The following is a 26,558-nucleotide window of genomic DNA, read 5'->3' on the forward strand; positions in this document are numbered from 1 at the left end:
TCCTTCTGTGGTGATACCCACCGGCCACATTAGCGGTACTAGCGGTTACATTCAATCGTCCGCCCGCACCCACCGATGCTCGCCCGGCGCCACTCAGGGCAAGAATGCGTTCATCGCGCCTGTACGTCTTCGGGGGACCAGAAGGCGCGCATGCTGGTGATCCGTGCGTCGTCGTCGAAGGTCATGACGTCGATCGGCTCGACGGTGATCACCTGGTCACCCGTTTCGGTGACGACGCGGAACGCGAATGCGGCACTGTTCCCCGCCACCCGCACGGTGTACAGCTCGGTCGAGGTCTGTACGGAATCGAGTGCAGCATAAAATTTTTCGATTGCCGGTCGCCCCGACAACGGATCCGATCCCACCGGGTCCTCCAGGGTAGCGTGCTCGCTGAACAGCGCCGCGATCTCGGCCGAGGTTCCCGATCCGACGGTCTCTATATAACGCTGCACCGCAGCACGAATCTGTTCCGACGTTGCCATAGTTGCCTCTCCTGCTCTCGACGCGATCCCTGCACCCAATCACTTCACCGCAGGCCGGCCCGCGCGGCTTCCCACACAGCGGAACGCTGCACGTGGTCGCTGCGCACACCACGTGCACGACCCGCACACCGGTCACGACGGGTCCTGCTCACGCCTCGAAGGGCGCGCTCATCCGACCGCCGCCGGTTGCGATCCGAGGTGACGATCGAGGACCGGGCCGATATTCGCGAAGACCGCGGTGTTGGCCATCTGGGCGTGGGTGGCATCGACGCGATGTTCGATGAGCTCTCCGCTGACATAAGGTCGCCAGAGCTCCGCGCCGAGCGCCGCGGTCACGCCCCGGGTGGCCGAGAAGTACAGCAGGTCGCCGTCGTACTTCTCCGGGCGGTAGTTGTGCGACAGTGCGACACCGGCGATATAGCCACGGTGTAATCGTTCGAGCTGCTCGGCGGTCAATCCGGAGCCGAACGACGTTGCGGCGGCAGCCAACTCGGCGGCCGCCTCGGTTGCGGTGAGATCAGGCGCACTGTCGGCGTCCTCGGGCTCGTCACCGAGCAGATGGGTCACCAGATCACGCATGCGCGGCACCGGCGGCGTGGTGCCGGGTGGAATCACCACACTGTCCAGCATCGCCAGCATCGATACCGTCTTGCCGCGAGCCTGCAGCCGGACCGCCACGGCATGCGCGAGCTGCCCACCCAACGACCAGCCGAGCAGGTTGCAGGGCCCGTCCGGCTGCAGCGCGAGGATGGCGTCGACGTACCGATCGACGAGTGCCTCGACGGTCGCGGCGGCCGAATCGGTGGTCAGCTCGGTGGCCTGCAGCCCGTAGACCGGCCGATCGGTGAGGTAGCGCGCCAATCCTGCATAGCACCACGCGAGCGGAACCGCCGAGTGCACACAGAACAGGGGTGGCCGGGATCCGTGGCGTCGCAGCGTGAGAACGGTGCCGAGCGCATCATCGTCGCGGCGGCCGCCGTCGTAGGCCGATATCCGTTCGGCGAGGCCCGCGACCGTCGGTGTGCTGTACAGCCAGCGAACTGTCACCGGCACCCCGGTCGCGGCGGTGAGCTCGGCGGAAATATTCACCCCGAGTAGCGAATTGCCGCCGAGTTCGAAGAAATCGTCGTCGATCCCGACGCGTTCGGCGCCGACCGCGGCCGCGATGCGGTCGGCGATCAAGCGCTGCAGACCGGTCCGTGGCACTCGCAGCGGGCGCACTGACGCCACCGGAGCGGGCAGCGCCGACCGGTCGACCTTCCCGTTGCCGGCCAACGGCAGTTCGTCGAGGGTGATCAGGGTGGTGGGAACCAGCGCCGGTGGCAGGGTGAGCCGTAGTCGCCGCAGCGTCGCCGCGGTGTCGATCCGTGCGCCCGGCGCAGCGACCACATAGCCCAGCAGCCGGGTGCCCTGCCCGTTCGCGGCGCCGGTGTCCGACAGTGCCACCACGGCGTAGGCGATGTCGGGCTCGGCGAGAAGCGCGGCCTCGATCTCGGCCGGTTCGACGCGTCTACCGTGCAGTTCGAGCTGATTGTCGAGTCGGCCGCAGAACTCGAAGTCGCCATCGGGGCGTGCGGAGGCGAGATCGCCGGTGCGATAGAGACGGTCACCGTGACCGAAGGGGTTTGCGACGAAATGTGCGGCGGTGGTGGCCGGGGCGTGCAGATAACCGTCGGCGAGACACCGGCCGCCCACATACAGCTCGCCGCGGGCGCCGGTGGGGAGCTGCCGCAGCCGGCCGTCGAGTACTACCGCGAAAACTCCGGGCAGTGCGTGGCCGATGGTGACCGGGCCCTCGCCCTGCAGTGCCGCGGTTTCGGTCACCATCACCGTGGCCTCGGTCGGCCCGTAGCCGTTGAACACCGGCAGGTGCGGCGCCCACTGCTGCAGCAGGCGGACCGGGCAGGATTCTCCGCCGATCGCCACCATCCGCAGACCCGGCACCTGGTGCGGAGACAGTGTCGCCAGCACCGCCGGTGCAGTCTGAAAAATGGTGCAGCCGCTGTCGCGAATCAGCCGGGCCAGCTCCGCGCCCGCTGTGGCCGACAGTGGCGCGACCACCACCCGGGCGCCGGCCGCGAATCCGGCCAGCAACTCCAGCAGATGCGCATCGAAGATCGGTGCATGAGAGTGCAGCAGGACCGAATCCCGGGTGATTGCATACTGTTTCAGTAGATAGTCGGTCAGCTCCGCCAGACCACGATGGGTGACCATGACCCCTTTGGGGACTCCGGTGGTTCCCGAGGTGTGGATGACATACGCGGGGTGCTCGGGGCGCAGCGGCCGGTGGCGGTCGGCGTCACCGACCGCGGCGCTGCTGTACCGGTCCACCCTGGCGATCTCCGCCGGGTCGTCCAAGGCGATCCAGCAGATCGCGGCCGCATCCCGGTCCCCGTTGTGGAGAGGTTCCGCGGCCCCCGCATGCCCCGGAAGGCCGCCGCGCACCGAGACGACGGTGAGTCCGCAGCGGGCCCCGCAGGCGGCGGCGATGGAGGCGATGCGGTTCGAGGGTTCGTCGGGGTCCACCGGTACGAATCCCGCACCGGTTTTCGCGACCGTCCACAACCCGAGCACCGATTCGATCGACCGCGCAATCGCCACGACCACGAACTCGGTGGGCCCGGCTCCCCGAGCGATCAGGGCCCGTGCCCAGCGCGAGGATGCCTCGTCCAGCTGCCGATAGGTCAGGCTGCGATCACCGTCACGCAGCGCCACCGCATCCGGCGACATCCCCGCGCACAACAGCTCGGGCAACAACCGTTCCGGACCTGCCGGTACCGGCAGCCGCAGCGCCGGGGTCACGATATCCAGGTGTGCGACAGGGTATTCCGGGTCGGCCGCCAGGAAGTTCGCGAAGTAGTCGAGAAATGCGCGGTGCCGCTGCTCGACGGTGTCGCGGCGGTAGCGGGCCGGGTTCGCCTGGAAGTCGATACACACCGATTCCTCACCGGGGCCGATCTGGAAACCGTTGACGTGCAAGTCCGTCACCGGGCCCAGCGCGAGCAGACGGACAGTGCCCGTCACCGGGCCCAATCGCAGGGGTTCGGCGAATCCCAGGACGTTGACGACCGGGCCGAATCCGTCGCGCAGCGCCGGGTGGTCACGCCGGACCTGTTCGTGCCGGTGTCGTTGATGGCGTACGGCACCGATCACCGCCGAACGCACCTGTGCGATGACGGCGCCGATCGTGCTGCGGTCGAGATCGCGCAGCCGCAGCGGCACCACGTTGGACATCGATCCCGCCGACCGGCGCAGCACCGCCGTCGGACGCGCGGGGACCGGCATGGTCACGGTGAGGTCGGCGCGTCCGGTCATTCGCGCCAGGTAGCACGCGAACGACGCGATGACCAGTTCGGGAAAGGTGGCACCGTGACGCGCTTTGGCCGCGCGGAGCAGCTGCGCCGTCGGGGCACCCAGCGTCGCGCTCACGTGGTACGGCCTGGCCTCGGGAGCGGCGGCACGCTCGGCCAGGCTCGCAGGTCCGCCCACTCCGGCCAGTCGCGTGCACCAATAGTCTCGATCGGACTCGGCACGCGGCGACCGGTGGTAGGCACGATCGTCCTCCAGAATCCGGGCGATCGACAGCGGCGCCCGCACCGGGCCCGTCCCGGTACCCTCCTCGCCGTCCGCCGCGGCTGCGCCGAGCCCGGCGCGGTAGAGCTCACCGGTGCGGCGCAGCACCGCGGCCGCTCCGACACCATCGAGCACGATGTGATGACTGCGCAGATACAACAGGTGCCGCCGCGGTTCGACCGCACATACCCAGGCAACAGTCAGCCGGTCGGCGAGCGGATCCAGCGGTGCACTGCAGTCCCGCTCCATCCGGTCCACGGCCACGGCGACCGGGTCCGCTTCCGCGGTGAAATCGAAGGGTTCCAGGGGCAGATCCGCATCGGCGTCGACATACTGATGGGGGCTGTCTCCGACGAGCCGCAGGTGCAGCAGCGGTGACTCGAATTCGACGGCAGCCTGCCGGGTACACCGCGCCAACAAGTCGATATCGACGGGCCCGGACAGATCCAGATACATCGCGACCGTCACCGGCACCTCGGGCTGCAACTGCTGAGCAAGCCACCAGCTCCACTGGGCTGTGGACAACGGATACTCATCGGCAACGCCAGGCCGCACCGTCACAGTAGACACGCCTCCTCGGAGTCGGACCCGCCCGGTGAAGGGTATCCCGCAAACCTACGGCACAACCGGGCCCGCAGCGCCTATTTCGGCGGCAGGTTCGGTCCGGCCCCGACCGGCGGCGCCGTCCTCGGCAGCTCAGCGGTAGCGGGCGAGCCGGCGGGCGAGACAGCGGCTGTCGCGTCCCACCCCGTGCACGGTGCCCGACAGGATGGTTCGTTGATAGTCGAGCCCCAGGAAGGCCAGGCCCGGGTGGGTGGTCGACAGGCCGGAACGGTGCCGCGGATATCCGCTGTCGCCGACCGGACAGAGTTCTCGCAGATGCTCGAGCGCCGGGCGGTAGCCGGTCGCGAGTATCACGCTGTCCACCCGGTCGGCGTGGCTGTCGGTCCAGCGCAGCGTGGTCCCCGCCGAACTGTCGAACAAGGGGCGTACCTCGGGGTGGCCGCGGTCGATTGCCGCGCGGTACCCGCCGGTGTCGACGACGGGGATCGTGTCACTGTGGAAGAACCGCCCCGCGGGCAGGCGCGCAGCCCACGACAGTACCCGCCAGAAGCGGGAGTCGCCCGGGATCGGTTCCGTGGTTGCGTATCGCAGCGGTGTCCGGCAGGCCAGGATCACGTCGGCGACACCGGCCAGTTCGACGGCGATCTGGACCGCCGAGTTCCCCGACCCCACCACGACGACGCGCCGACCGGCGAACCGGTTCGGTGCACGGTAGTGCCCCGCGTGCAGCAGTTCCCCGGTGTAGCCCGCCAGCGCCGGGATCCGGGGCCGATAGGGGTTGGCGAACCCACCGGTCGCCGAGACCACCACGGGTGCGGTGAAATCCGCCCCGGCACGGGTGTGCACGCGGTAGCCGTCGCGGGCCCGGTCGACGAGGGTGACCTGCTGTCCGACATATACCTCGCCGACGATGTCCGCGGCACACTCTCGCAGGTAGTCGGCCATCTCGTCGCGTGTCGGATATCGGTCCTGCGCACCGGGGAACGGCCGTCCGGGCAAGGCGTCGAGCCCGGCCGGGGTGAACAGCCGCAGACTGTCGTAGTAATGCGGCCAGGAGCCGGCCGTGTCAATGCCGGATTCGAGCACCAGGGGCCGGAACCCTTCGTCCTGCAGCGCCAGCGCGGCGGCGATACCGGCCTGCCCTGCGCCGATCACGATCGCTGGGGTTCGCACGACAGTGATCGTGACATTTCGGGCAATGACAGCCAACCGGTTTTCCGGCTCTTCCCCTGAGAACGTCCCCGCTCACCACCGATTTCCGGCGTCGCGTGGCAGCCCATCCCCTCGGCGCCTGAGCCGACTCCGAAAAGTTCTCGTCCGTGCCCATCCCGGAGGCGGCACCCACGAATCCTCGACTACCTCGGACACCCTGAATCGCGAATAATACCTTCGCACAATAATTTTCACTGACGTACCATGCGCCAGAGTCTGACGCCGACGGACCGGCCGTTGGCCGAGTGCCGTGGCAGACGACTGTGGCGCGCGGCATTCGCGCAAACCAGGGGATATACAACGGGCGGCCAGGCCGTAGCACCCCGAGGGGCTATTGATGCGCTCAATTGCAGCCATCGGAAGTCCGTATTGGACGCTATAACACCAGGCCATACAGACTGATTGTCGAATCGGACGCCACCACGCGCTGATGCACTCGTCCTACCGATCGCACCGCCGGTTCCACCCTGACACGGCGCCGTCACACCGCAGTGCAAGGTGGCCGTTCGTCTCGATTTCTGGACCCGTTGCGCCGCAACTCACTCCAACAGGGGCGCAACGTACTCAATCAGAACGACACCCTCAACCACCCATCTCGAGACAGGTGACATCACATGAAAAAGTTGGCAGTCGCATTGACGGCTCTCGTGGCCGCCGGCGTCCTCGGCGCATGCGGTACCGGCGGCGACAGCGGAGGCACCACCTCCACGCCACCTGCAACGACCTCGCAGTCGTCCTCCCAGGGAACACCGTCCGCAAGCCTGTCCTCCACACCGTGGGAGACAACCTCGGCCCGGGACGCGTCGGGTGCCCCGGTTCCGCTCACCGATGCCGAGGTGAGCAACTACGTCGGATTCGCCTACTTCAAGCCGAACGGCACCTTTACGATGTACACGCTCGACGACGCGCCGAAGATGCACGGCGACTGGTCGGTCACACCGGACGGCACGACACGCACCATCGTCGCAAAAACCGACGACGGCGCCGAACAGTTCCGTCGCGACTCCGACATCGTGGCGCTGAACAGCAAAGAATTCACCTACCGCGTCTATCCGAACCAGGACGACGAGGCCGTATTCTTCGACATCGTCCACACACCGACCGATCATCAGGAGCCGGCAAACTGAACCGGTGCCGAGCGTCTTGCCGGCGCCACCGCTGGGCCGGCTGCCCCGTAACGAGTTGTCCGAGTAGTCACCGATCGTGTCCCGCTGGGCCCGAAAGGATTTCACACTCCGGCAGGACTCGTGATGATATCGCCGTAGGCCATGACGAAGTCCATTTCAGCACAAAGACGCTCACGCTATCCAGTCTCCCGCCCGGAGTCGCGGAGCCGTGGCAGCGCGCTCGGCAGCAGGGCACGGTGCAGTGGCTGCGTGCTACATCGGAAGGAACCGCCGAAGGACCGGGAGATGGAGAAATCCACGTACTCGACCTTGACGCCACGACTCGCGAGCTGGGAGCCGATCACAGAGAATTCCGGGTCGGTCACATAGGTGTCGGCACTGAGCGGGAGACCGTTGGTCGCGAGCCGACCGGCGTCTTCCAACGACACCTCGACTCGGTCCCACGTCCGGACCGTCTCCGGGATGCCATCGAGAAATGCTTCCGGGCAGACCACCATCAAGCCGTCGCGGACGAGTCCGAGTGCGCAGTCCAGGTGCAGAATACGCTCGTGCAGCCGCACGCTCTCTACGGTATATCCGTGCGGCTCGAGGTACTTGCGCAACCACTGATGCCCGAGACCGTTCGATGCCAGCCCGGACGAACCGACGAAGACGTGCCGGCCGAGGACGAGGACGTCGCCTCCTTCGAGGAAGGGGCCGGGACCGAGCGTCGGGTCGTCGGCGTCGGCCACTTCGGGTGCGGGGACCGCAACGTAGCGCGCCGGGGACGGGTAGACCTCCGCACGGAAGATGTCACGCATCGGCAAGACCTCGCCGCGCCGATGGCGGAAGCGCAGCGATCCCTCGATGATGTGGTCACCGACGCTGAAGAACGGGTCCCTCGCGAAGAAGTTCGAATACCCCCCGGTCACCGGCGGCTTCCTTCTCGGCGGCCGTCAGCAGCCGTGGCCGCAGGATCCGGACGCCGTGCCGGTCCAGCACCGCAGCCAAGGCGCGTCGCTCGGCCTCCCACGCCTGCTGCCGCGGCGGATCCGCGTCCCTCAGATCGCCGGTGAATCCCAGCCGAGTGGGCCGTTCCGGCAGGAAACTCATGTCGGGGTCCTCGAGCGCCGACCGCGGCACGCAGATCTCACTCTGCGCCAGGACCACCGTCTTCAGGGGCGCGTACTCGTTCTCGACCCAGATCTCACCCACGTGCCCGACCTCCTCGAGGCTGGTGGTCTCCCGCAGCGGTCGACGTCGTCATGGAGAACATCAGGGGCACAGCTGATGGGCGCTGTCATGTCCACCGGACGTCTGGCGGGTGACCGAATCAGATCAGACAGTTTCGACTCCGGACAAGCGCCGGCCGGTCACCTGATCCGCCGTGATGGCGATGTAGTTGTATTTCGCGCCCTTCTCCCACGGCTCGATTCCGAGCTCGTCGAGTATGGCCATTTCACCGAATGATTGAACGACTGTGGCCGTACCGTGCACGACGACGCTCCACGCTGCATTTTCGGACATCCCGTCGACTTCGAAGGCCACCTGCGGATTGACGGTCAATGCCGCGAGTTTGCTACCTTCCGCAGATTTGAAGTAGACCGTATGATCCTGAGCCCGATAATTCACAGGAATGATGTCGGGCCTGCCGTCGGCAGCTGTCGCCAACCGGCCGAGCCGGTGGTTCTCCAGCAATTCCCAGCAGGCAGTAGCGGACAATATCTCCTTACGCTGGGAACCTTCGAACCTGCCGGTCATCTCCACTCCCTTTGTCGACGATGCCCCCTGAACTGTGAGATTAGCAGCTCGATGCCCGACAATTGACCAGGAGAAAACCGGCGCATCAGTCAATGGCGTGGTGCGACTGCGCCGTCTGTTACCGGCGGCCGGAGTCGGGCATGCCGCACCATTGTGGTCAGAACTTGCCTCGAGTTTGCGGCATTGCCCGGCGTCGGATCGACTATCGCATCCGTGCAGTAGCAGTGCCATCGTCCGCGGTAAGCCGCCCTACCGCCGCCGTCCGCTCAGATAATCCGACACCACCGCCGCGCCCAGCCCGTCGAGATCCGGTGCGATCACCCGTCCCCCGCTGCGCCGCGCCATCAGATCCACGAACGCCGCCAGCCGCGGGTCCTCCCCGAGGATGAAAACGGAAACCGATGCCCCGAGTTTCGCCAGCGCGTCGACCTGCGCCATCGTCACCGCCAAGGTCCGCATATCCGGTGGCCAGTTGAAGTACGAGTGGCCGTCGGGTTCGAGGTGGGCGGTCGGTTCGCCGTCGGTAACCACCAGTACCACCGGGACGGCGTCGGGGTGGCGGCGCAGGTGCCGGGCGGCGAGCAGCAGGGCGTGGTGCAGGTTGGTGCCCTGTTCCCACACCGCTTCCAGGCCCGTCAGTTCCGCCACGTCGACGGTGGTGGCGTGGCGGCCGAAGGTGATGACTTCCAGTGCGTCGGAACGGAATCGGGTGCTGATCAGCTGATGCAGGGCCAGGGCGGTGCGTTTCATCGGGAGCCAGCGGCCGTCCTGGACCATCGACCACGAGGTGTCCACGCACAGGGCGACCGCGGCGCGGGAACGCGCGTCGGTTTCGGTGATCTCGACATCGGAGACGTCGAGCGATACCCGGCGGCTGCCGGTGGACGCGGAGCGTAATACCGCGTTGCGCACGGTTTTCGGCACGTCCCACGGTTCGGTGTCACCGAACCGCCACGGCCGGGTGGCACCGGTCGGCTCACCGGCCGCACCGGCGGTGGTCATTTCGCGCTGTCCGCGCTGGGCTCGCAGCCGCGCCACCACGTCGCGGAGGGCGACTTCGCCGAGTCGGCGTAATGCCTTGGGGGTCAAACGCAGTGAGCCGTCCGGGGCGCGCTCGAACAGCCCTTGGCGACGTAGTTCGCGTTCGAGTTCGGCGAGCCGGCCGGCGTCGACCGAGGCTTGCTCGCCGAGCTGCCGGCTCAAGGCGTCGAGATCGATGTCCTCGAGCCGGGCGCCGGGGTAGGACTGGCCGAGTTGTTCTGCCAGCGCGTCCAATTCGGCCAGATCCTGCATGGCCTGGGCGCCCTCCCCCATGCCGAGCGGGTCGTCGCCGCGGAAGCGTCCGCTCGATTCCCAATCCTGTCCGGGGCGCAACGCGCGCAGCTGCGCGTCGAGCGCCGAGATCTGCTGCGCCACTCGCGGATCACCGAAGGCTTGCCCCGCGAGTTCGTTCAATTCGGCCTGCTGCTCGGGGGTGAGCGAATTCATCATGCGCTGCGCGGCGGCGGCCCGGGCGGCGAGAGCGTCGATCAGTTCCTCTGTGTTGCGCGGATTTTCCGGGAAGAATTCGCCGTGCCGGTCCATGAACTCCGCGAAGCGCTGCGCGGTGTCCTCGCCGCGCGCATGGGCGGCGAGCAGATCGTTCAGGTCGGCCATCATTTGCCGAACGCGTTCGACATCGTCGGGTGTGGCGTTCTCGAGGGCCTGCTTCATGCCCTGGAACCGGGATTCGAGCAGGTCACGGCCCAGCAGGTCGCGGATGCGTTCGTAGTTCTCGCGGCCGGTCTCCGACCGCCACGGATATTCGGCGAGCTCCCCGACGGCGGCGGTGCTCGACGGGAGGGCATCCAGTTGTGCCTCGGCGAAGCGGGCGTCGTCGGACGGGTCGGGGAACAGTGCGGTGCGCTCGGCGTCGAGGGCCTGGTCGAGCAGTTCACGGACCTGCTGCAGGGTGCCGTCGAGGCGGTGGCGGCGGGTGAGCTCGGACCGGCGCTGCCACAGCCGCCGGGTCAGCTCGTCCAGGCCGGCGGTGAACCCGGTGCCGCGACGCAGCAACTCCTCGAGTGCGGAGCGCGGCGAGCTGCCCTCCATCACCTCGCGGCCGATCTGATCGAGGGCCTCACGCAGGTCCACCGGTGGTGCGAGCGGGTCGGGCCCGTCGTGATAAGGCCCGTACAGATAGCGATCGGGAGAGCTCACGATGTCACCGTTGTTCGATGTTCAGGAGCCATAGGTGGCGGTTCCGTCCTCGGAATCCTTGGCTATCTTCCGGTTCAAATACAGTGCCTCGAGAGCGAATTCGACGGCGGCGGCGATCCGTGCCGGTGCATCGGTGGATTCGACACCGAGCCGCTGCGCGACCTGCGCCAGCACGGGCAGTTCCGGCAACGCCGACAACACGTCCTGGCCACGCACCCGCTCACCGGTGGTCACCGGATGTCCGGCACTCACCGACTCGGCGAGCGGCGCCAGATCCACTCCGGCCAAGCGGCGGCGGGCGGTCTCGGCGAACGCGCGGCGCAGCAGATGGGTGAGGTGTTCGGTTTCGCGGCCCTCCTCCCCGGATTCGAATTCGACCTTGCCGCGCAGCACGGCCGGCACCGATTCCAGGTCGACCGGGCGCGCGACGGCCGGATGTTCCCCGGTGAGGGCGGCCCGGCGCAGTGCCGCGGCGGCGACGGTCTCGGCGGCGGCGACAGCGAAACGCGCCGACACACCCGAACGCTGGTCGACCGCGGTGGATTCGCGCAACTGCCGCACGAACCGGGCCAAGACCTCGAGCAGTGGATCTCCCACTTCGGCGACCAGATCGGCTTCCTGGCGCACGAGCGCGGTCTCGGCGTCCACTTCCAGGGGATAGTGGGTGCGGATCTCGGCGCCGAAGCGGTCCTTGAGCGGGGTGATGATGCGGCCGCGGTTGGTGTAGTCCTCCGGATTGGCGGTGGCGACCAGCAGCACATCGAGCGGGAGTCGCAGCGTGTAGCCGCGCACCTGGATGTCGCGTTCCTCCATCACGTTGAGCAACGCGACCTGGATACGTTCGGCAAGGTCGGGCAGTTCGTTGATCGCGACGATGCCGCGATGCGCGCGGGGCACCAGCCCGAAGTGGATGGTTTCCGGATCGCCCAGGCTGCGTCCCTCGGCCACCTTCACCGGGTCCACATCGCCGATCAGATCACCGACCGAGGTGTCGGGGGTGGCCAGCTTCTCGGCATACCGTTCGCTACGGTGCCGCCACGTGACCGGCAGGTCGTCACCCAGTTCGGCGGCGAGCCGTTTACCGGCCGGGCTGACCGGATCCAGCGGATGTTCGCCGAGTTCGGTGCCGTCGATGACCGGGGTCCACTCGTCGAGCAACCCGGCCAGGGTGCGCAGCAGCCGGGTCTTGCCCTGGCCGCGCTCACCGAGCAGCACCACGTCGTGGCCGGCCAGCAGCGCGCGTTCCAGCTGCGGGATCACGGTCCGTTCGAAGCCGACGATGCCGGGCCACGGATCGGTCCCGGATTTCAGGGCGGCGAGCAGATTTTCCCGGATCTCGGTCTTCACCCCGCGCGGATGATATCCGGCGGCGCGCAGTTCACCCGCGGTGGCGGGCAGGTTCTCGACGACACTCACTCCCGCGACGCTACGACGATCCGACCGGCCCGACAACGTTTTCGCGCCGCCGGATCCCGGGATACGCGACGAGCGAACAGCGCGGGCCGTGGTTGTCCGGGCTCGGCCGGGGTAGCCGGGGAACGTCCGGCCTTCACAGACGGGAGGAGTTGCGCCATGCAGATCGGTTACAAACTGGCGTCGGAGGCGTTCGGCCCGCGGGAGTTGATCCGGCAGGCGGTCCGCGCCGAAGAGGCCGGATTCGATTTCGTGGAGATGAGCGACCACTATCACCCGTGGCTCGACAATCAGGGGCATTCACCGTTCACCTGGACCGTCTTGGGCGCGATTGCCGAACGCACCGAACGGATCCGGCTGGTCACCGGTGTCACTTGTCCTACGCTGCGCTATCACCCGGCGATCGTCGCGCAGGCGGCCGCGACGCTGGCGCTGGTCTCCGGCGGCCGATTCCACTTCGGCGTCGGTGCCGGTGAGCGGCTCAACGAACATGTCGTCGGCCGCGAGTTTCCGCCGGCCGACATCAGGCACCGGATGCTGCGGGAAGCGCTGGAGATCGTGCGGTTGCTGTGGAGCGGCGGCTACCAGACCTATCGCGGCGAATATCTGTCGATCTCGGATGCGCGGATCTTCGATCTGCCCGAGCGGGCACCGGAAATCCTGGTCGCGGCCGGCGGTTCGAAGGCGGCGCGCCTCGCGGCCGACCTCGGGGACGGACTGTTCGCCACCGATCCCGACGGCCGGCTCCTGGAGCACTATCACGCGGCCGGTGGCAGCGGTGACGCCTACGCGGAGGTCGGCATGGCGTGGGCGCCCGATGAGCAGACCGCCGCCCAGGCAGCGCTCGACACCTCGCGGTGGGCGGTGACCGGCTGGAAGGTGATGAGCGAACTTCCGAATCCGGCGAACTTCGCGGCCGCGACCGGCACCGTCCGGATCGAGGACATTCTGCAGAGTTTCGCGTGCGGCCCCGATCCGGCCCGCTATCTCGAGGCGGCCCAGGCCTATGTCGATGCCGGGTTCGACCATCTGGTGATGCAGAACGCCGGCCCCGATCCGGACGGCTTCATCGATTTCTACCGGCGCGAACTCGACGCGCCGCTGCGCGCGGCCACGCCGGCACGCTGAGCAGTGGCGAGCCGGGCACGGCAGCACGAGGCGAGAAGGAGTGACCCGATGCGGCAGGTCGGCACGGTAGTGGAAGTGGTGTGCTGGTGGCTGCTCTGCATGCTGATCTGGCAGGCCACCCTCACCACTGCGGCGCGGGCGGAATGGATCGTCGCGGCGGTGCTCGCGGTGCCCTGTGCGGTCGCCGCGCACGCCGCGCGCCGGGCCGTGCGCGGTCGCTGGCGGCTGCCTGCCCGCACACCGATGTGGGCGTTGCTCACCGTGCCGGCCGTCGTGCGTGACAGCGCGGCCGCGCTCGCCGTGGCCGTCCGCCGACGACGGCCGGTGGGGCGGTTCACCGATGTCGATGCTCCGGCGACCGGGCCCGAATCCCGGCGAGCGGGGTGGGAGGCGGTCGCGACAGTACTGCTGTCGTCCACACCGGGCTCGCTCGTGGTCTCCACCGATCCGCAGGCCGGGGGATTGCGGCTGCACACCTTGCCGGTGGGCGACACCGGACTGCAGCGCGCCGTGCGGGATGCGGGGAGGCGGCGGTGATGTGGACCGTGGCCTCGGTGACCCTACTGGTGGGTGCGATGCCGCCGGGGATCTGGCTGGCCTCGCGGGGCCGGTCCGAACACCGCCTGGTCGGACTCCAGATGGTCACGGCGGTGACCGTACTCGTGCTGATCACCATGAGCCTGGCCGCGAACCGTCCCGACTACCTGATCGTGGCGACGGTGCTGGTGGTGCTGGCGTTCGCCGGAACATTGGTGTTCACGCGCCTGATCGGAGCAGGCGATGACTGATCCGGGCACGATCGTCGCCGCCGTCGCACTCGGTGTGGCTGTTGCGGTCGCGGTGGCCGCCTCGTGGGCGGCGCTGCGGCCCCGAGGGGTCTACGCGCGCTTGCACTATCCGGGCATGCTCGCCACGGTGACCGGTCCGCTGCTCACGCTTGCCGTACTGCTCGAATACGGTCCCGGCCTGACCACCGCGAGCGTCGCGCTGACCGTGATGCTGCTGTGGTTCACCGGCGCGGTGTCCGCCGCGGCGATCGCCAAGCTGAATGTCGTTGTCAGCGGGCCGCAACAACGTACCGGCGAACAGGAACAGTCATGAATGTGCTGCTCTGTCTCGCTCTGGTCCTGGTGGCGGTGTCGGCGACGATCGTGGTGTTCACCCGGAATCCGCAGCGGCAGGCTGTGAGTCTGGGGGTGTACGGTGCGCTGCTGGCGCCACTGTTCCTGCTGCTCGGCGCGCCCGATGTCGCACTGTCGCAGATCGCGGTCGGCACCGCGGTGGTGCCGCTGATGGTGCTGCTGACCGTCCGGTCGGTGCGCAGGCGGAGGCGCTCGTGAGTACCCGGGGCCGGCTGCTGGTCTTCGCCGCCGGAGCCGTCGTCATTCTGATCGCTCTCCTCGCCGCGCTGACCCGAATTCCGGGTTTCGGCAGCGACTTCCACCCCTACAGTGATGCCGCGATCGCGATCGCCACTCGTCAGCACACCGCCAATGCGGTGTCGTCGATCAACTTCGATCAGCGCGGCCTCGACACCGTCGGTGAGGAGGCCATCCTGGTGGCCGCGGTGGTGGGCGCCGCGACCCTGTTACGCCGGACCGGCAGCCCACGCCTGCGTCCGCCGCGCGCCGCGGTCACCGCGTCCACTCGTCCGCCGCTGCTCGCCGCCACCCGGCTCGCCGGATACGTGCTGCTTCCGGTGACGCTGCTCCTCGGCGTCGATGTGGTCGTGCACGGGCATCTGACGCCCGGCGGTGGTTTTCAGGGCGGCGTGGTGCTGGCGACCGGTCTGCATCTGCTCTACGTCGCCGGCGACTACCGCGCCCTGCGGCGGGTGCGTCCGCTGATCTGGTACGAGGCCGGTGAGGCGGTGGGCATGGCAGCGGTGCTCGCACTCGGTGTCACCGGGCTGGCGGCCGGCACCGGATTCCTGTCCAACTTTTTGCCGAAAGGTTCCAGCGGGCAGCTGTTCTCGGCCGGCACGGTCGCATTGTTCAGCTGCGCCGTCGGCATTGCGGTGGGCAGCGGCATCGTGGTGCTGCTGGCGCAGTTCCTCGACGAATATCTGGGTGCCGACGAGAGGGCGACATGAGCGTATTCCCTTATCTGGTCGCGGTGTGGATTCTGCTGGTCGGCCTCTTCGGTGTGGTCCGGAGCCGGCATCTGGTGCACACCGTGGTGTGCGTCTCGGTCACGCAGTCGAGCACCTATGTCCTGTTGCTGGCGATCGGATACCGGAAGGATGCGGGCGCCCCCATCTTCGGGTCGTCGAACCCGCCCGGTTCCCCGGCGGTCGACCCGGTGGTGCAGGCGATGGCCCTGACCGACATCGTGGTTTCGGCGACGGTCACCGCGCTGCTGCTCGCGCTGGTGATCCAGGTCGCCAAACGTCACGGCACCGTGGTTCCCGATGAACTGCACGCCCTGCGCGGCTGATGGGAGTGTCCTCGAGCGCGCTCCCCCCGCTGATCATCGTGGTGCCGATCGCCGGCGCCTGTGTCCTGCTGCTGCTCGGCCGCATCGTGGGCCGCCGCGTCATCGATGCGCTGGCACTGCTGACCGCGGCCGCCACCACGGCCCTCGCGGGGCAACTACTGGTCGAGACCGGGTCCGGGGCGGTGGTGACCTGGTCGGGTGGCTGGGATCCGGGCCCGCAGTTCACGGTCGGCATCGTGCTGGTCGCCGATCGACTGGGCGCGGCTCTGGTCCTGCTCATAGCGGTACTGGCCACCGCCGCACTGCTGTTCGGCTGGCACTACTTCGACACCTTGCGCGCGCACTATCCGGCACTGCTGTTGTTGTTCACCGCGGGAATGGCCGGTTTCGCCCTCACCGGCGACCTGTTCGACATGTTCGTCTTCTTCGAACTGATGAGTGTGGCCGCCTACGCACTCACCGGACGTGAGATCGAAGATCCCGAAACCGTGCAGGGCGGATTGAATTTCGCGGTCGTCAATTCCCTCGGCGCCTATCTGTGCCTGTTCGGGATCGGCCTGCTGTATGCGCGAACCGGGCAGCTGGGTCTGCCGCAGTTGAGCGTCGCGCTGTCGCGTAACGCACCGGATCCGGTGGTACCCATCGCGTTCGGCCTCATTGCGACCGGCTGGCTGGTCAAGGCCGCGGTGGTTCCGTTTCATTTCTGGCTGGCCGACGCGCATGCGGTGGCGCCGTCGCCGGTGTGCGTGCTGTTCTCGGGGGCGATGGCACCACTGGGTGTGTACGGGGTGGCGCGGGTCTACTGGACCGTGTTCGACACCGTGGTACCGGCGCCGGGGGTGCGCCGCACCCTGCTGGTCCTGGCGCTGATCACCGCGGTGCTCGGCACGGTCATGTGTGTGCTGCAGCGGCATGTGAAACGCCTGCTGGCCTATTCGACAATCGCGCACATCGGGCTGTTCCTGCTCGGAGTGGCGATGCTGTCCTCCGACGGGATAGCGGCCTCGGCCGTCTATCTCGCCGGACATGCTACGGTGAAGGGCGCCCTGTTCCTGCTCGCCGGAATTCTGCTGGCGCGGTACCGATCTCTCGACGAGGTGCACCTGCACGGGCGTGCCCGGCGGCACCGCACCGCCGGCGTCGCCTTTGTCCTGGCCGCCTTGATGCTCAGCGGGGTCCCCCTGTCGGGCACGGGTTTCGGCAAGTCTCTGTTGGAGGAGTCGGTCCACTCGGCGGCGCTGACGATCCTCGTGGTGGCAGTCTCGGCACTGACCGGCGCGGCCGTGCTGCGGGTGGGGTTACGAGTGTTCTTCGGACTCGGACGCACGCCACGTCCACCCGCCGGAGAGGACGAGACCACCGGCGCGCACGAGACCCCGGACGCCGACACCCCGCCGGGCCGTATTCCGGTGACCATGCTCGCGGCGGTGTTCACCTTGCTGGCTGTCGGGGTGCTGTGCGGCATTCCAGGGCGCTTCGGGTCCGAGATCGCCGCCGCCGCAGCCGAATTCTGCGATCATATCGGATACCGCGACCGCGCGCTGACCGGTGCGGCACCCGAGCTGTCGGACCTACCCGAGGTTGCCTGGACTCCGCACGGAGTAGCCCTCGGGGTGCTGTCGACCGTCGCGGCGATCACTGTCGCGTTGCTCGGGATCTATGCGCGAAATTTCCTGCCGCGGAACGTCGCGCAGCCCGCGATGCTCACCGGTGTGCGACGTGGTCTGCATCGGTTGCACAGTGGGCACCTCGGTGACTACGCCGCCTGGCTGACGCTCGGATGCGCCGCCGTGGTCGGATCGATGTGGCTGGGGTGAGCACTCCGACCGCGGCGCGGGCCACGCACGCTCCCTTGCCGGACCTCACATATTGCTGTCGTCGGCCGGAACCCGGTCGGGCAGCCCGGGCGCACCTGTGCCGTCCACCGACGGCGGGCAGACCCCGCCCAGCTGATAGGCCGCCATGGAGATCGAACCCGCGCAATGGCCGTCGACGATCGGCACCAGCGGTTCGGTTCCGGCCAGTCCCGCGATGTAGAGCAGGGGCAGGAAATGGTCGGGTGTCGGGACAGCGGCGGCGAAGTCGGGGTGCGCGTCCAGCGACGCCACCTGCGCCGGCGCGCGGGTCAGGACCTCGCGAGCCGCCTCGTCGAACCGCAACGCCCAGTCGTATCCGCTGTCGGGCCGCCCCGAGAAGTCCACTGCACGCAGGTTGTGCACGATATTTCCGCTGCCGACGACCAGCACACCGTCCGAGCGCAGCGCATCGAGCTTGCGGCCGAGTTCGAGGTGGTAGTCCAACGATTTGAACGCGTTCAGCGACAGCTGTACCACCGGAATCGAGGCATCGGGAAAGGCGTGCACCAACACCGACCAAGTGCCGTGGTCCAGCCCCCAGCTGTCGGTATCGCAGCCGACCCACTGCGGATGTGCCACATCGGCCACCTGTTCGGCCAGTTCGGGGAGCCCGGGCGCCGGATACTGCACGGCGAACAACTCGTCGGGGAACCCGTAGAAGTCGTGGATGGTGCGCGGATGCGGCATCGCCGTCACCGCGGTCGCGTTGGTGTACCAGTGTGCGGACACCACCAGGATCGCCCGCGGACGGGGCACCGAGCGGCCGAAGGCCGCCCAGGTCTCGGTGTACCTGTTGCGGTCGAGCGCGTTCATCGGGTTGCCGTGCCCGAGAAAGACGGCGGGCATCGGTTCGGCGGTGGTTTCCGGCGACATCTGCACTCCTGTCCATTCCACGCGGGATTCCGCCGACCGGATCTAGTCGGCGGGCAGTTCGATGCCTTCGGCGGCGGCCTTGTCTGCCACCTCCTCGGGGAAGATGTTGCGGAACAGGTACAGGTCCTGTCCCAGCCGCCAGCCCGGTGCCAGGGCCACCGCGTACCGTTCGAAATAGCCCAGTTGTTTGCCCATCAGCAGCAGCGGTTGTGGACCGGAGGCGCCGCGGCGCTTCCCGAACTCCACCAGCCGCGCCGCGACCTTCCCCATATCGAGTTTCGCCAGTTTGCCCGACAACACCGGGGCCAGCGCGGTCGCCAGCTGCCGGCCGATGGTCGCGTCGTCCTCGGCATCGCCGTCGACCAGTTCCAGTTCGCGCAATGCCCGGGCCACGGGGCGGAAGTCGCCGTCGACGGCGCTGGCGTGGAACAGTGCCCGTACGAAGGCCCGCCATTGCGGGGTCATCGTGCCGACGATGCCGAAGTCGAGCATCGCGGCGCGCCCGTCGTCGAGCAGCCAGAGGTTGCCGGCATGCACATCGCCGTGGAAGAGACCGTGCACCACCACGCTCTCCACCCATGCCTTGACCAGCCGGCGGATCAGCAGTTCCGGATCCGGATGCACCGTGCGGATGTCGTCGAAACGGTCCAGCGGCATGCCGCGCATCCGTTCCATGCACAGCACCCGCGGTCCGCAGTGATCCCAGTACACCTCGGGGACCACGACTCCGGAATTGTCCCCGAAGGCGGCCAGATTCTCGCGGACCTGCGCCTGATTGCGTGCCTCGTTACGAAAGTCCAGTTCGGCGACGGTGGTGTCGTACAGGTCCCGGACCACGCCTTCGGCATTGGCGACGCGCGCATTCTCCGACCGCTTGCTCAGTACCCCGGCCAGGCGATAGGCCGCACGCAGGTCGACGATCATGCGGCGGGCGATATCCGGTCGCTGCACCTTCACCACCGCCGGCCGCCCGTCGGTGAGGACGCAGGCGTGCACCTGGGCGACCGAGGCCGCCGACAACGGTTCGTCGTCGAATTCCAGGAACAGTTCGGTGATCGGGGCACCCAGGTCGGCCTCGATCACCGCGCGGGCATCGGCGGCCGGGAACGGCGGCACATCGTCGAGGCAGCGCAGACACGCATCGGCGAGCTCGTCCGGGAACGAGGCCGGTGAGGAGGCGATCAACTGCCCGAGCTTGACGAACATCGGGCCCAGTGTCTCGAATCCGTCGACGGTTCCCTCGGCCACTGCGCGACGGCGCCGCGCCGGGCGCAGTCCTTCCCGGAGCACTCGCCGCGACACCCGGCCACCGATGACCGTGCCGATAGCGGCAGTGCGGCGGAATTCCGCGAAGCCGAACTTCTCCAGTGCGGGCTGTTGCGCTGCCATCGGTTCCGTCCCGGATGCGATCTCGGTAGCTGCCGACGTCACCGTGAGCCCCCGCCGAGCACCAGTACACCTGCCCGAATCATACGTTGCGACCATCCCATCGTCGTATCCGTCGCCGCACAGTCTACGACGACCGTCCGGCCGGTCCGGAGCGGCGGACGGCCCCTGTGCGGACCACCGTCGCCCCGGACCGGCCGGTGCCTCGGAACCAGACTCAGAGCTTGCCGCCCCCGCCCACCAGCCACGGGTTGAAGCTGCAGGTCAGCTCCGGTGTCCGGGCCGGATCGAGCGTGTTGAGGATGATCGAGAGCACCCGCGGTGAGTACATCAGAGTGAGGTGATCCGACACATCCTGCTCGCAGCCGTCCTGCAGGGTGATGTTGCGGACCGTCGCTCCGGGCCCCGCGCGCAGGAAGGTGAGGTCGTACGGCGTGGTGACCTCGTCGTACCGGGTGCCGACCACGGTGTAGTCCACGCCGGGCATGGTGTCACCACCGGCGTTGAGTTCGTTGACGAAATTCGACCCGACGGTCTGTTGAATACCCGCATGTCCGACGAGGATCTCGACCGGGCCCAGCACGTCGATACCGAAGTTGTTGACGGCACGGCCCAGTGCGCCGATCCCGTCGAGCGTGGTGCCGTGATTGGTGGCACCGAAGGTCATCTCGTGATGGACCTTGTCGGCGCCACCCTCGAACTTCAGGTACCAGCGTGACATCGGGCCGCCCTGGGAGTGCGCGACGATGTTCACCTTGGGTGCGCCGGTCGCCGCCAGCACCCGGTCGACGAACTCCGACAGCTGCTTCGCCGAGTCCTGGATGTAGCCGGTGCCGTTGGTGCCCGGCAGCACCGATCCGAGCCCTCCGCCCTGCAGCAGGTTCGATCTGCCGTAGTTGAAGGTGAACACGCAGTAGCCCGCATCGTGAATGGGGCGGCTCACATAGGCGAAGTTGTCATAGGCGTTCTCCCAGGTGCCGTGCACCAGCACCACCGGCTCCGGATGTTCGGCACTCGGAGTGCAGTTCCAGTCGTTGGTCCCCGGCGGTGCTACGTCGGGATGCGCCAGCCCGTAGCCGAAGGCACCCACGAACGAGGTCTGTTCCGGACCGTAACCGACGGTATCGGTGGAGGTTCCGCCCGAGGATCCGGAACTGGAACCGGATCCGCCGTAACAGTCGCCGGACCCGTTACCCGATCCGGCGCCACTGCCGGACGTACACGCCGACCCCGAGGCAGCGCTGCCGGAGTCGGCGATCGGATGTGCGGCGGGGTCCTTCAGGCCGCTGTCGATGTACTCGACGAGCTGGCGCTGCACGTCCGGCACGGCCGCCGGGTCCGCTCCGGCGTCGATCCCGGTGAGTCCCAACGTCAGTAGCGACACACCGGCGACCACCGCGGCGCCACGTGTCCAGCGGCGCAGAGTCGGTCTCATCTGTGAACCCTTCCTTCGAAGAATCAGCAAGGTTTGTGGCGAAGTCCGACCGCGAGCCGCGACGCCGCACATGCATTCAGACGCTAAAGTCGCTTCCGGACCCCCGGAAGGTGAACAGCCGAGTTCTCCGGAATCTCACGACGGGCCCGACCGGGCGCAGTGACACCGCACAATGCGGTGCCACCGATCGAGAACGCACATTTCTTTGCCATGCGTCATAGCAAGCCTCGCAACCAATTACATCACCATCACGAACGCATTTCGGATGATCACAGAATGTTGTCCGTACCGGCCCGGTGCACGTAAGCACGTGGCACCGTCCCTACGTCGTCTGGAGTCCCGATGTCCGGCTTTCGTAGACCGTTCCGGCCCACCGGAATTCGCCTTCTCACCCTCGCCGCACTGGCTGCCGGCGCCCTGTTCGCAGGTCTCGCGCCCACTGCTGCGGCACCCGAGGCCCGCGCCGATCCGATCACCGACATCATCGGCTCCGTCGGACCGTTCGGCTCCGTCGATCCCTTCGGCTCCGTCGGGCCATCCGGTTCCGCCGTTCCGCTGTCGCTGCCGCACATACCGATTCCGCACGGCCCCGGCACCGCCATCGTGGTACTCGGGTACGGTCTGCTGCCCAACGGCACCATGCGGCCGGAACTGATCGCCCGGTTGCAGGCCGCGCAGGTTCAGGCGATGGTCTCCCCCGTCTCGCCGATCATCGTGACCGGAGGCAATCCGCAGGGCGGCACCACCGAGGCCGCGGCGATGGCCGGCTGGCTGATCGGGCACGGGATCGCACCCGGACGAGTGCATGTCGAGGGGCGTGCCGCCGATACCATCCAGAACGCCCGTAACTCAGCGGAATTGATGCGCGCCCTGGGGATCGTCGATGCGGTGGTGGTCACCTCGGCCAACCACATGCCACGTGCCGTGGCCACTTTCGTCCGCGCGGGCGTGCCGGTCGTCGGAACCCTCAGCCCGCAGGACCTGCCACAGCCGGTACTCGACGTCGTCGCCCCGGCGCGCTGAGCACGTTCAGCGTGGCCCCCAGCGCCGCGAAATCCCCAGCCCGGCCGCGAGCGCGTCCCATGCCGGCGCCAGCGCGGCCGCGAAGTCCGGCCACGAATGGGTGCCCATAGCCGCATATCGCACGGTCGCCGGGATGTGCAGTTCGGTCAGCCGGGCCGCGAAACGCTCGGTGCAGGTGCGCGCACCGGCCTCCAGCACCGCACCGCCCCCAGCGGAATCCAGTGCGGCCGCGACATTGCGGGCGGCGGCGATCGCGGCCAGATCGGGCGGACTCGGCAGGCCCGAGGCCGCCGACAGGTAGATCGAGGTACCCCGGAGCTTGTCGGCGGCCAGGTAGCTGTCGTGGGCGGCCCACTGCGGTGAGTCGGGCGGGCCCCACAGATTCGCCGGGTCGCCGCCTCGGGAGGCGACCGTGATCCGGGTCAGCGCCTGCCCGATGCCATCGGCGGTGGAGTAGCAGCCGCTGATGCCGGCGACGGCCCGGTAGAAGCCGGGATGACGCTGGGCGAGCATGATCGCCGCCTGCGCACCCATGGAGACACCGGCCACCGCGCGCCGGCCGTCGGAATTCAGATACCCCTCCACCACGGGCGGCAGTTCGTCGATGAGGAAGGTTTCCCAGCGGTTGAGACCCAGCTTGTCGTCGTAGTGCTTCCAGTCGGTGTACATACTTCCCATACCGCCGCCCGGCAGCACCACATCGACCGGTTTGCCGGCGAAGAATCGACCCGCGTCACCATGGGTGAGCCAGCCCGAGGTCTGCGCTCCCTCGACACCGTCGAGCAGATACAGCGTCGGGCGCGGGCCGGGGCCCGCGCCGCGCAGCACGTCGATCGGAATCACCCGCCGCATCGCGGCCGAGGCCACATACAGCCGGTCCCACGCCGATGTGCGATGTTCGACGCGCGTCAGTTCGGTCCGATCGACCGACGGATCGATCAGCGGTGGCGGATCGGGCGGATCGGCGAGCACCGGGACCGCTGTCATCGCCCCCGAGGCCACGGCGAGAACGGCGCCGAGGGCTACTCGTGGGATCAACACTGTTCCGCCGCTCCGTTCTCTCGGCCGGGGCCCGGATTTCCCGCCACGGACTCTGCCTCGATTCCGAGATCGTAGGCGAGCAGCGCCGAACTCGCGCGGGCAATCCCGTCCGGTGCGGTCGGCTCGAGACCGGTGAGCCGCTCGATTCGCCGCTTCCGCTGCGTCACCGTGGCAGTCCGGATACCGAGTCGGCGCGCTGCCACCGCGCTGTCGAAACCCGATTCCACACACGCCCTCAGGGTGTCCAGCAGCTCCGGATGCGATGCCAGGGGTGTCAGCATCGCGGCCAGATGCTCACGAGCAGGGCCGGGCCGGGTGAGCTGGTATTCGACCGCCAGATCGGCGATCCGGTACAACCCGGGCGGACGGTGCAGTGCGCGCACCAGGTCGAGCAACTCGTGGGCCTGTGCGGCCAGTTCCGGAATGCGGGCGGTCGAACCGGTGAGAACGGTCGCGGTCACCGGAACCGACGCTGCCGCCGACAGGACGTCGAGCGACTCCGCGGTCACTGCCGGAGTGTCGATTCGAGCCCCGGCATCGTCGCCGCCGGCCGGAACCAGGACGGTGCCGCCGTCGGCCGACAGCAGCGACAACGCCGTCGACCCCAGTACCGAAGCCAGGGCGCTCTGCAGCCGCCGCAGCTTCCGGCGCGCCACGGTTTCGCGGCTGCGCCGCGGATCGGCTTCGCCGGGATGGGCACCGATCGACAGCGCCACCACCTGATAGGCAGGGGCGACCGCGATACCGGTACGACGCGCCAGGGCGGTACCACCGTGTCCGCTGAGCAGGGCGGTCACCAGGGTCTGCGCCGCGGTCTGATGATGCCGTGCCGCCGCGCGGTGCTCGTCGAGATAGGCGGCAGACGTCGCGACCGTCACTGCTTCCAGCAACCGCAGTGCCTGGTCGGCGTCAGCGATCAACTCGTCGCCGGTGCCGCGATCTCCGGCGAGATCGGCGAACGCGCGCCGGACCGCGTCGTGGTACGCCCGCAGCACGGCATCGAGGTCGATTCCGGCACGGGCCCAGGCACCTGCCTGCCCGACCAGCTCCGCCAGCCGGGCCGCGTCGGCGGGTACCGGATCCGGATCGGCCACCAGATCCGCGGCGAGCGCGAGGCATTCCCGCACTCCGGAGCCGAATTCCGTGGCATCGTCGGTACGAGCTCGGCGGGTGTGCTGGTGTGCACGCCGGGTCAGCGCCGTCGCCAGGGTGGGTGCTGATGAGGTCATCGGGTCACTCCGGAATCTTTCCTGCTGCGCGGGAGCCCGCCGAATGCCGGGGTGCGGATGCATCCGGCGGGCGGATTCCACAGCCACACAGTGTTCGCGGCGAGGACCGGGTTGGTGGTCCTCGACCGCGAATCCGACTGTGCGCCGCGAGCGGACGGCTCGAGTACCGGCGCCGCTCACGGCCGGCCGGTCCGACGTCCGCGAGACCGGGCTCCTTTCTTCTTCACGGTGCGGCGACGCCGGGGCGGAACGCGGCACCGTCCGCGCAATTCCGGTGCCGCGTTCCTATCACGGTACGGCCACGAAAACGTTTCGAACGTCCGCGGCGGGCGACACGATGACAATTCATCAATTCGGCATATGGGCGATGGGGTTGCGACACAAAGGCAATTCAACATTCGTCGGGTGCGGACACACCACGCAGGCGTTGGTCGACCCAGTCCATCGCTCCCGGATATCCGGTTCCGGACGCGATGAAATGCTCGCCCGGCACGCTGCGATAGACAGCGACCGCACCCAGCGCACACTGATCGCGATAAAGCTCGCGCGCGCCGGCGGCCGGGATCCAGAATTCCTGTTCACCGTTGTAGATGTACAGCGGCACAGGGGATCTCATACCCTGCATCCGGGTTTCCCGGTAGATGTCGTCGGCGAGCCGACTGTGCAGCGGATCGGGCATATCGGCGGCGACATCGATCGGCAGCGACAGCACCCCCGGCACCGAGAAGACACCCGAACAGGCATCTTTGAACGGAGACAAGGCCACCCATCGGGCCAGGTTGTTCATCCTGGCCAGGATCTCGGGACGTTCGCGGCCGACGCCGAAGGTGGCGGCCATGAAGATCCCGGAGGCGAGGTTGGCGTTCATGCTCTGCGCCAGCAGCCGGTAGTCGACCGGCACCCCGCCGAGCGCCGCACCCGCGATCACCGGCGCCAACTCCGGTGCGTAGGAATCGATCAGCGCGACCGCTCCCCGGGTGGCGATCGCTCCACCGGAGTATCCGTGCATCCCGTAACGGCTCGCACCGAACTCGGCGGGCAGCGCTGCGCGGACCGCCCGGATCGCGTCCAGCACGGCATGTCCGGCGACATACGGTTCGGCATAGGCCATCCGCGGCCCCTCGTGGTCGGTGATCAATACCGCATATCCGCGCAGCAAGGCCAGTTGCGTGGTCGGCGGCACGAAGTCGGTGGTGCTGGTGTCGGGGTTGTATCCGTGCGAGAAGGTGTAGCCCGGCGTACAGGAGCGACCCAGTGCATCGATCGCCAGATTGTTGACCAGCACCGGCCGCGCCCCGCCGCCGGTCCATGCGGCCGCCGGAATCGCCAGTGTGGCAGTGGCATACGACGGCCCGCCAGATGCGTCGGTGGTGCGGAATTTCAGCTGCAGCGCGGTGCGCACGGGGACCATCAGCAGCGGCGCCGCGGTCGCGGTCACATCCCTGGTGGCGATCACCTCCCCGGGGTGATACCGGTCCAGGTCGGCCGGCCAGGTGTCGAGCAACGGGTCACCGACCGGCGACGGAGCGACCGCCTGTTGCAGCCGGGCCAGGTCGGGGTCTGCCGTACCGTGCCCGGATGCCGTGCGATCCGGCGGCGGAATCGACGGGGGCGGCACCAGCACGTCGATCCACTGTTGCAGTTGCGGCAGCCCGGGCGCAGGCAGCGACGGCAACGGTGGTGGCGGCGGTTGCGCCGCCGCTGTCGGTCCGACCACACCACAGGTCGACAGCAGCACCACCGCCAGAGCATGTCGAATGCGCATAACTCCCCCCACCGATCTCGGCCCACTCGGACGCACCCCCTGGCCGCGCGGACGCATCAACCCGAATTCCACGCTG

At 68.2% G+C, this 26,558-nt stretch carries 24 protein-coding genes; 10 read left to right on the top strand and 14 right to left on the bottom strand.

The annotated features are described in order from the left end of the window. Nucleotides 1–110: 110 nt before the first annotated feature. From NV2_RS16230 to NV2_RS16240, 3 genes are all read right to left on the bottom strand, one after another. Nucleotides 111–482: a nuclear transport factor 2 family protein gene (locus NV2_RS16230; RefSeq protein WP_067874378.1), complete on the bottom strand. Its 372-nt coding sequence runs from the start codon at nt 480–482 to the stop codon at nt 111–113. 168 nt (nt 483–650) lie between these two features. Next, nucleotides 651–4,625, bottom strand: a complete 3,975-nt coding sequence (locus tag NV2_RS16235) for a non-ribosomal peptide synthetase (protein ID WP_245662622.1) — start codon at nt 4,623–4,625, stop codon at nt 651–653. Between the two features lie 126 nt (nt 4,626–4,751). Next, the gene (locus NV2_RS16240) at nt 4,752–5,792 is read right to left on the bottom strand and encodes a flavin-containing monooxygenase (protein WP_067874382.1); all 1,041 of its coding nucleotides are present in this window, start codon (nt 5,790–5,792) and stop codon (nt 4,752–4,754) included. Nucleotides 5,793–6,445: 653 nt separating this feature from the next. On the opposite strand from NV2_RS16240, the gene NV2_RS16245 reads away from it, so the two are divergent. Continuing rightward, a complete protein-coding gene (locus NV2_RS16245; protein ID WP_067874384.1) occupies nt 6,446–6,958 on the top strand; it encodes a DUF4822 domain-containing protein in 513 nt (170 codons plus the stop codon). A gap of 176 nt (nt 6,959–7,134) precedes the next feature. Here the strand turns inward: NV2_RS16245 and NV2_RS16250 are convergent, their stop codons facing one another. From NV2_RS16250 to NV2_RS16265, 5 genes are all read right to left on the bottom strand, one after another. Then, entirely contained in the window at nt 7,135–7,869 is a 735-nt protein-coding gene (locus NV2_RS16250; protein WP_210749542.1) for a dimethylarginine dimethylaminohydrolase family protein, read from the bottom strand. Continuing rightward, entirely contained in the window at nt 7,814–8,152 is a 339-nt protein-coding gene (locus NV2_RS31945) for a hypothetical protein (RefSeq protein ID WP_210749541.1), read from the bottom strand. Before NV2_RS31945 ends, NV2_RS16250 begins: the two co-directional genes overlap by 56 nt. Nucleotides 8,153–8,275: 123 nt before the next feature. Beyond that, on the bottom strand, nt 8,276–8,698 hold the full coding sequence (locus NV2_RS16255) for a pyridoxamine 5'-phosphate oxidase family protein (RefSeq protein WP_067874386.1): 423 nt from the start codon (nt 8,696–8,698) through the stop codon (nt 8,276–8,278). A 249-nt stretch (nt 8,699–8,947) separates the two neighbouring features. Beyond that, entirely contained in the window at nt 8,948–10,897 is a 1,950-nt protein-coding gene (locus NV2_RS16260) for a VWA domain-containing protein (RefSeq protein WP_218018993.1), read from the bottom strand. A gap of 21 nt (nt 10,898–10,918) precedes the next feature. Further along, complete coding sequence (locus NV2_RS16265) at nt 10,919–12,313, bottom strand: ATP-binding protein (protein WP_067874390.1); 1,395 nt, start codon at nt 12,311–12,313, stop codon at nt 10,919–10,921. 156 nt (nt 12,314–12,469) lie between these two features. Between NV2_RS16265 and NV2_RS16270 the strand changes: the two genes are divergently transcribed. From NV2_RS16270 to NV2_RS16305, 8 genes are read left to right on the top strand one after another with little or no spacing between them, the layout of a single operon-like run. Continuing rightward, nucleotides 12,470–13,438: a TIGR03557 family F420-dependent LLM class oxidoreductase gene (locus NV2_RS16270; RefSeq protein WP_067874392.1), complete on the top strand. Its 969-nt coding sequence runs from the start codon at nt 12,470–12,472 to the stop codon at nt 13,436–13,438. Nucleotides 13,439–13,486: 48 nt separating this feature from the next. Continuing rightward, a complete protein-coding gene (locus NV2_RS16275; protein ID WP_067874397.1) occupies nt 13,487–13,975 on the top strand; it encodes a Na+/H+ antiporter subunit E in 489 nt (162 codons plus the stop codon). Then, nucleotides 13,975–14,226: an MrpF/PhaF family protein gene (locus tag NV2_RS16280; protein ID WP_067874400.1), complete on the top strand. Its 252-nt coding sequence runs from the start codon at nt 13,975–13,977 to the stop codon at nt 14,224–14,226. The genes NV2_RS16275 and NV2_RS16280 overlap by 1 nt, the downstream gene beginning before the upstream one ends. Next, nucleotides 14,219–14,539: a monovalent cation/H(+) antiporter subunit G gene (locus NV2_RS16285; RefSeq protein ID WP_067874403.1), complete on the top strand. Its 321-nt coding sequence runs from the start codon at nt 14,219–14,221 to the stop codon at nt 14,537–14,539. Before NV2_RS16280 ends, NV2_RS16285 begins: the two co-directional genes overlap by 8 nt. Then, nucleotides 14,536–14,778 carry a hydrogenase subunit MbhD domain-containing protein gene (locus tag NV2_RS16290; protein WP_067874406.1) on the top strand — a complete coding sequence of 81 codons (243 nt, stop codon included), beginning with the start codon at nt 14,536–14,538 and terminating at the stop codon, nt 14,776–14,778. Before NV2_RS16285 ends, NV2_RS16290 begins: the two co-directional genes overlap by 4 nt. After that, nucleotides 14,775–15,530: an MnhB domain-containing protein gene (locus NV2_RS16295; RefSeq protein ID WP_067874414.1), complete on the top strand. Its 756-nt coding sequence runs from the start codon at nt 14,775–14,777 to the stop codon at nt 15,528–15,530. Before NV2_RS16290 ends, NV2_RS16295 begins: the two co-directional genes overlap by 4 nt. Then, nucleotides 15,527–15,874 carry a sodium:proton antiporter gene (locus tag NV2_RS16300; RefSeq protein WP_067874417.1) on the top strand — a complete coding sequence of 116 codons (348 nt, stop codon included), beginning with the start codon at nt 15,527–15,529 and terminating at the stop codon, nt 15,872–15,874. Before NV2_RS16295 ends, NV2_RS16300 begins: the two co-directional genes overlap by 4 nt. Further along, nucleotides 15,874–17,691, top strand: coding sequence for a complex I subunit 5 family protein (locus NV2_RS16305; RefSeq protein WP_067874427.1), 1,818 nt, complete (start codon nt 15,874–15,876; stop codon nt 17,689–17,691). The genes NV2_RS16300 and NV2_RS16305 overlap by 1 nt, the downstream gene beginning before the upstream one ends. A 45-nt stretch (nt 17,692–17,736) precedes the next feature. Here NV2_RS16305 and ygiD read toward each other — a convergent pair whose 3' ends face one another. From ygiD to NV2_RS16320, 3 genes are all read right to left on the bottom strand, one after another. Continuing rightward, nucleotides 17,737–18,576, bottom strand: a complete 840-nt coding sequence (gene ygiD, locus NV2_RS16310; protein WP_084474855.1) for a 4,5-DOPA-extradiol-dioxygenase — start codon at nt 18,574–18,576, stop codon at nt 17,737–17,739. 69 nt (nt 18,577–18,645) lie between these two features. Beyond that, complete coding sequence (locus NV2_RS16315; protein ID WP_067874433.1) at nt 18,646–19,992, bottom strand: ABC1 kinase family protein; 1,347 nt, start codon at nt 19,990–19,992, stop codon at nt 18,646–18,648. Between the two features lie 214 nt (nt 19,993–20,206). Continuing rightward, the gene (locus NV2_RS16320) at nt 20,207–21,424 is read right to left on the bottom strand and encodes an esterase/lipase family protein (RefSeq protein WP_067874438.1); all 1,218 of its coding nucleotides are present in this window, start codon (nt 21,422–21,424) and stop codon (nt 20,207–20,209) included. A 342-nt stretch (nt 21,425–21,766) separates the two neighbouring features. Between NV2_RS16320 and NV2_RS16325 the strand changes: the two genes are divergently transcribed. Beyond that, a complete protein-coding gene (locus NV2_RS16325) occupies nt 21,767–22,447 on the top strand; it encodes a YdcF family protein (RefSeq protein ID WP_067874441.1) in 681 nt (226 codons plus the stop codon). Nucleotides 22,448–22,453: 6 nt separating this feature from the next. On the opposite strand, the gene NV2_RS16330 is transcribed toward NV2_RS16325, so the two are convergent. The 3 genes from NV2_RS16330 to NV2_RS16340 form a co-directional block, all read right to left on the bottom strand. Then, nucleotides 22,454–23,488: an alpha/beta hydrolase gene (locus NV2_RS16330; protein WP_245662623.1), complete on the bottom strand. Its 1,035-nt coding sequence runs from the start codon at nt 23,486–23,488 to the stop codon at nt 22,454–22,456. Beyond that, entirely contained in the window at nt 23,482–24,717 is a 1,236-nt protein-coding gene (locus NV2_RS16335; RefSeq protein WP_168436156.1) for a PucR family transcriptional regulator, read from the bottom strand. Before NV2_RS16335 ends, NV2_RS16330 begins: the two co-directional genes overlap by 7 nt. A 391-nt stretch (nt 24,718–25,108) precedes the next feature. Further along, entirely contained in the window at nt 25,109–26,482 is a 1,374-nt protein-coding gene (locus NV2_RS16340) for a lipase family protein (RefSeq protein WP_067874450.1), read from the bottom strand. Nucleotides 26,483–26,558 lie beyond the last annotated feature (76 nt).

Origin of the sequence: Nocardia vermiculata NBRC 100427, assembly GCF_001613265.1 — a bacterium.
GTDB classification, from domain to species: domain Bacteria; phylum Actinomycetota; class Actinomycetes; order Mycobacteriales; family Mycobacteriaceae; genus Nocardia; species Nocardia vermiculata.

Excerpts from the sequence above, each read along its gene's own strand:
- NV2_RS16320 (WP_067874438.1), bottom strand. The coding sequence starts at position 21,424 with ATGAGACCGACTCTGCGCCGCTGGACACGTGGCGCCGCGGTGGTCGCC.
- NV2_RS16300 (WP_067874417.1), top strand. The coding sequence starts at position 15,527 with ATGAGCGTATTCCCTTATCTGGTCGCGGTGTGGATTCTGCTGGTCGGC.
- NV2_RS16255 (WP_067874386.1), bottom strand. The coding sequence starts at position 8,698 with ATGACCGGCAGGTTCGAAGGTTCCCAGCGTAAGGAGATATTGTCCGCT.
- NV2_RS16285 (WP_067874403.1), top strand. The coding sequence starts at position 14,219 with ATGACTGATCCGGGCACGATCGTCGCCGCCGTCGCACTCGGTGTGGCT.
- NV2_RS16230 (WP_067874378.1), bottom strand. The coding sequence starts at position 482 with ATGGCAACGTCGGAACAGATTCGTGCTGCGGTGCAGCGTTATATAGAG.
- NV2_RS16290 (WP_067874406.1), top strand. The coding sequence starts at position 14,536 with ATGAATGTGCTGCTCTGTCTCGCTCTGGTCCTGGTGGCGGTGTCGGCG.
- ygiD (WP_084474855.1), bottom strand. The coding sequence starts at position 18,576 with ATGCCCGCCGTCTTTCTCGGGCACGGCAACCCGATGAACGCGCTCGAC.
- NV2_RS16280 (WP_067874400.1), top strand. The coding sequence starts at position 13,975 with ATGTGGACCGTGGCCTCGGTGACCCTACTGGTGGGTGCGATGCCGCCG.
- NV2_RS16315 (WP_067874433.1), bottom strand. The coding sequence starts at position 19,992 with ATGGCAGCGCAACAGCCCGCACTGGAGAAGTTCGGCTTCGCGGAATTC.
- NV2_RS16340 (WP_067874450.1), bottom strand. The coding sequence starts at position 26,482 with ATGCGCATTCGACATGCTCTGGCGGTGGTGCTGCTGTCGACCTGTGGT.
- NV2_RS16325 (WP_067874441.1), top strand. The coding sequence starts at position 21,767 with ATGTCCGGCTTTCGTAGACCGTTCCGGCCCACCGGAATTCGCCTTCTC.
- NV2_RS16335 (WP_168436156.1), bottom strand. The coding sequence starts at position 24,717 with ATGACCTCATCAGCACCCACCCTGGCGACGGCGCTGACCCGGCGTGCA.
- NV2_RS16305 (WP_067874427.1), top strand. The coding sequence starts at position 15,874 with ATGGGAGTGTCCTCGAGCGCGCTCCCCCCGCTGATCATCGTGGTGCCG.
- NV2_RS16245 (WP_067874384.1), top strand. The coding sequence starts at position 6,446 with ATGAAAAAGTTGGCAGTCGCATTGACGGCTCTCGTGGCCGCCGGCGTC.
- NV2_RS16275 (WP_067874397.1), top strand. The coding sequence starts at position 13,487 with ATGCGGCAGGTCGGCACGGTAGTGGAAGTGGTGTGCTGGTGGCTGCTC.
- NV2_RS16270 (WP_067874392.1), top strand. The coding sequence starts at position 12,470 with ATGCAGATCGGTTACAAACTGGCGTCGGAGGCGTTCGGCCCGCGGGAG.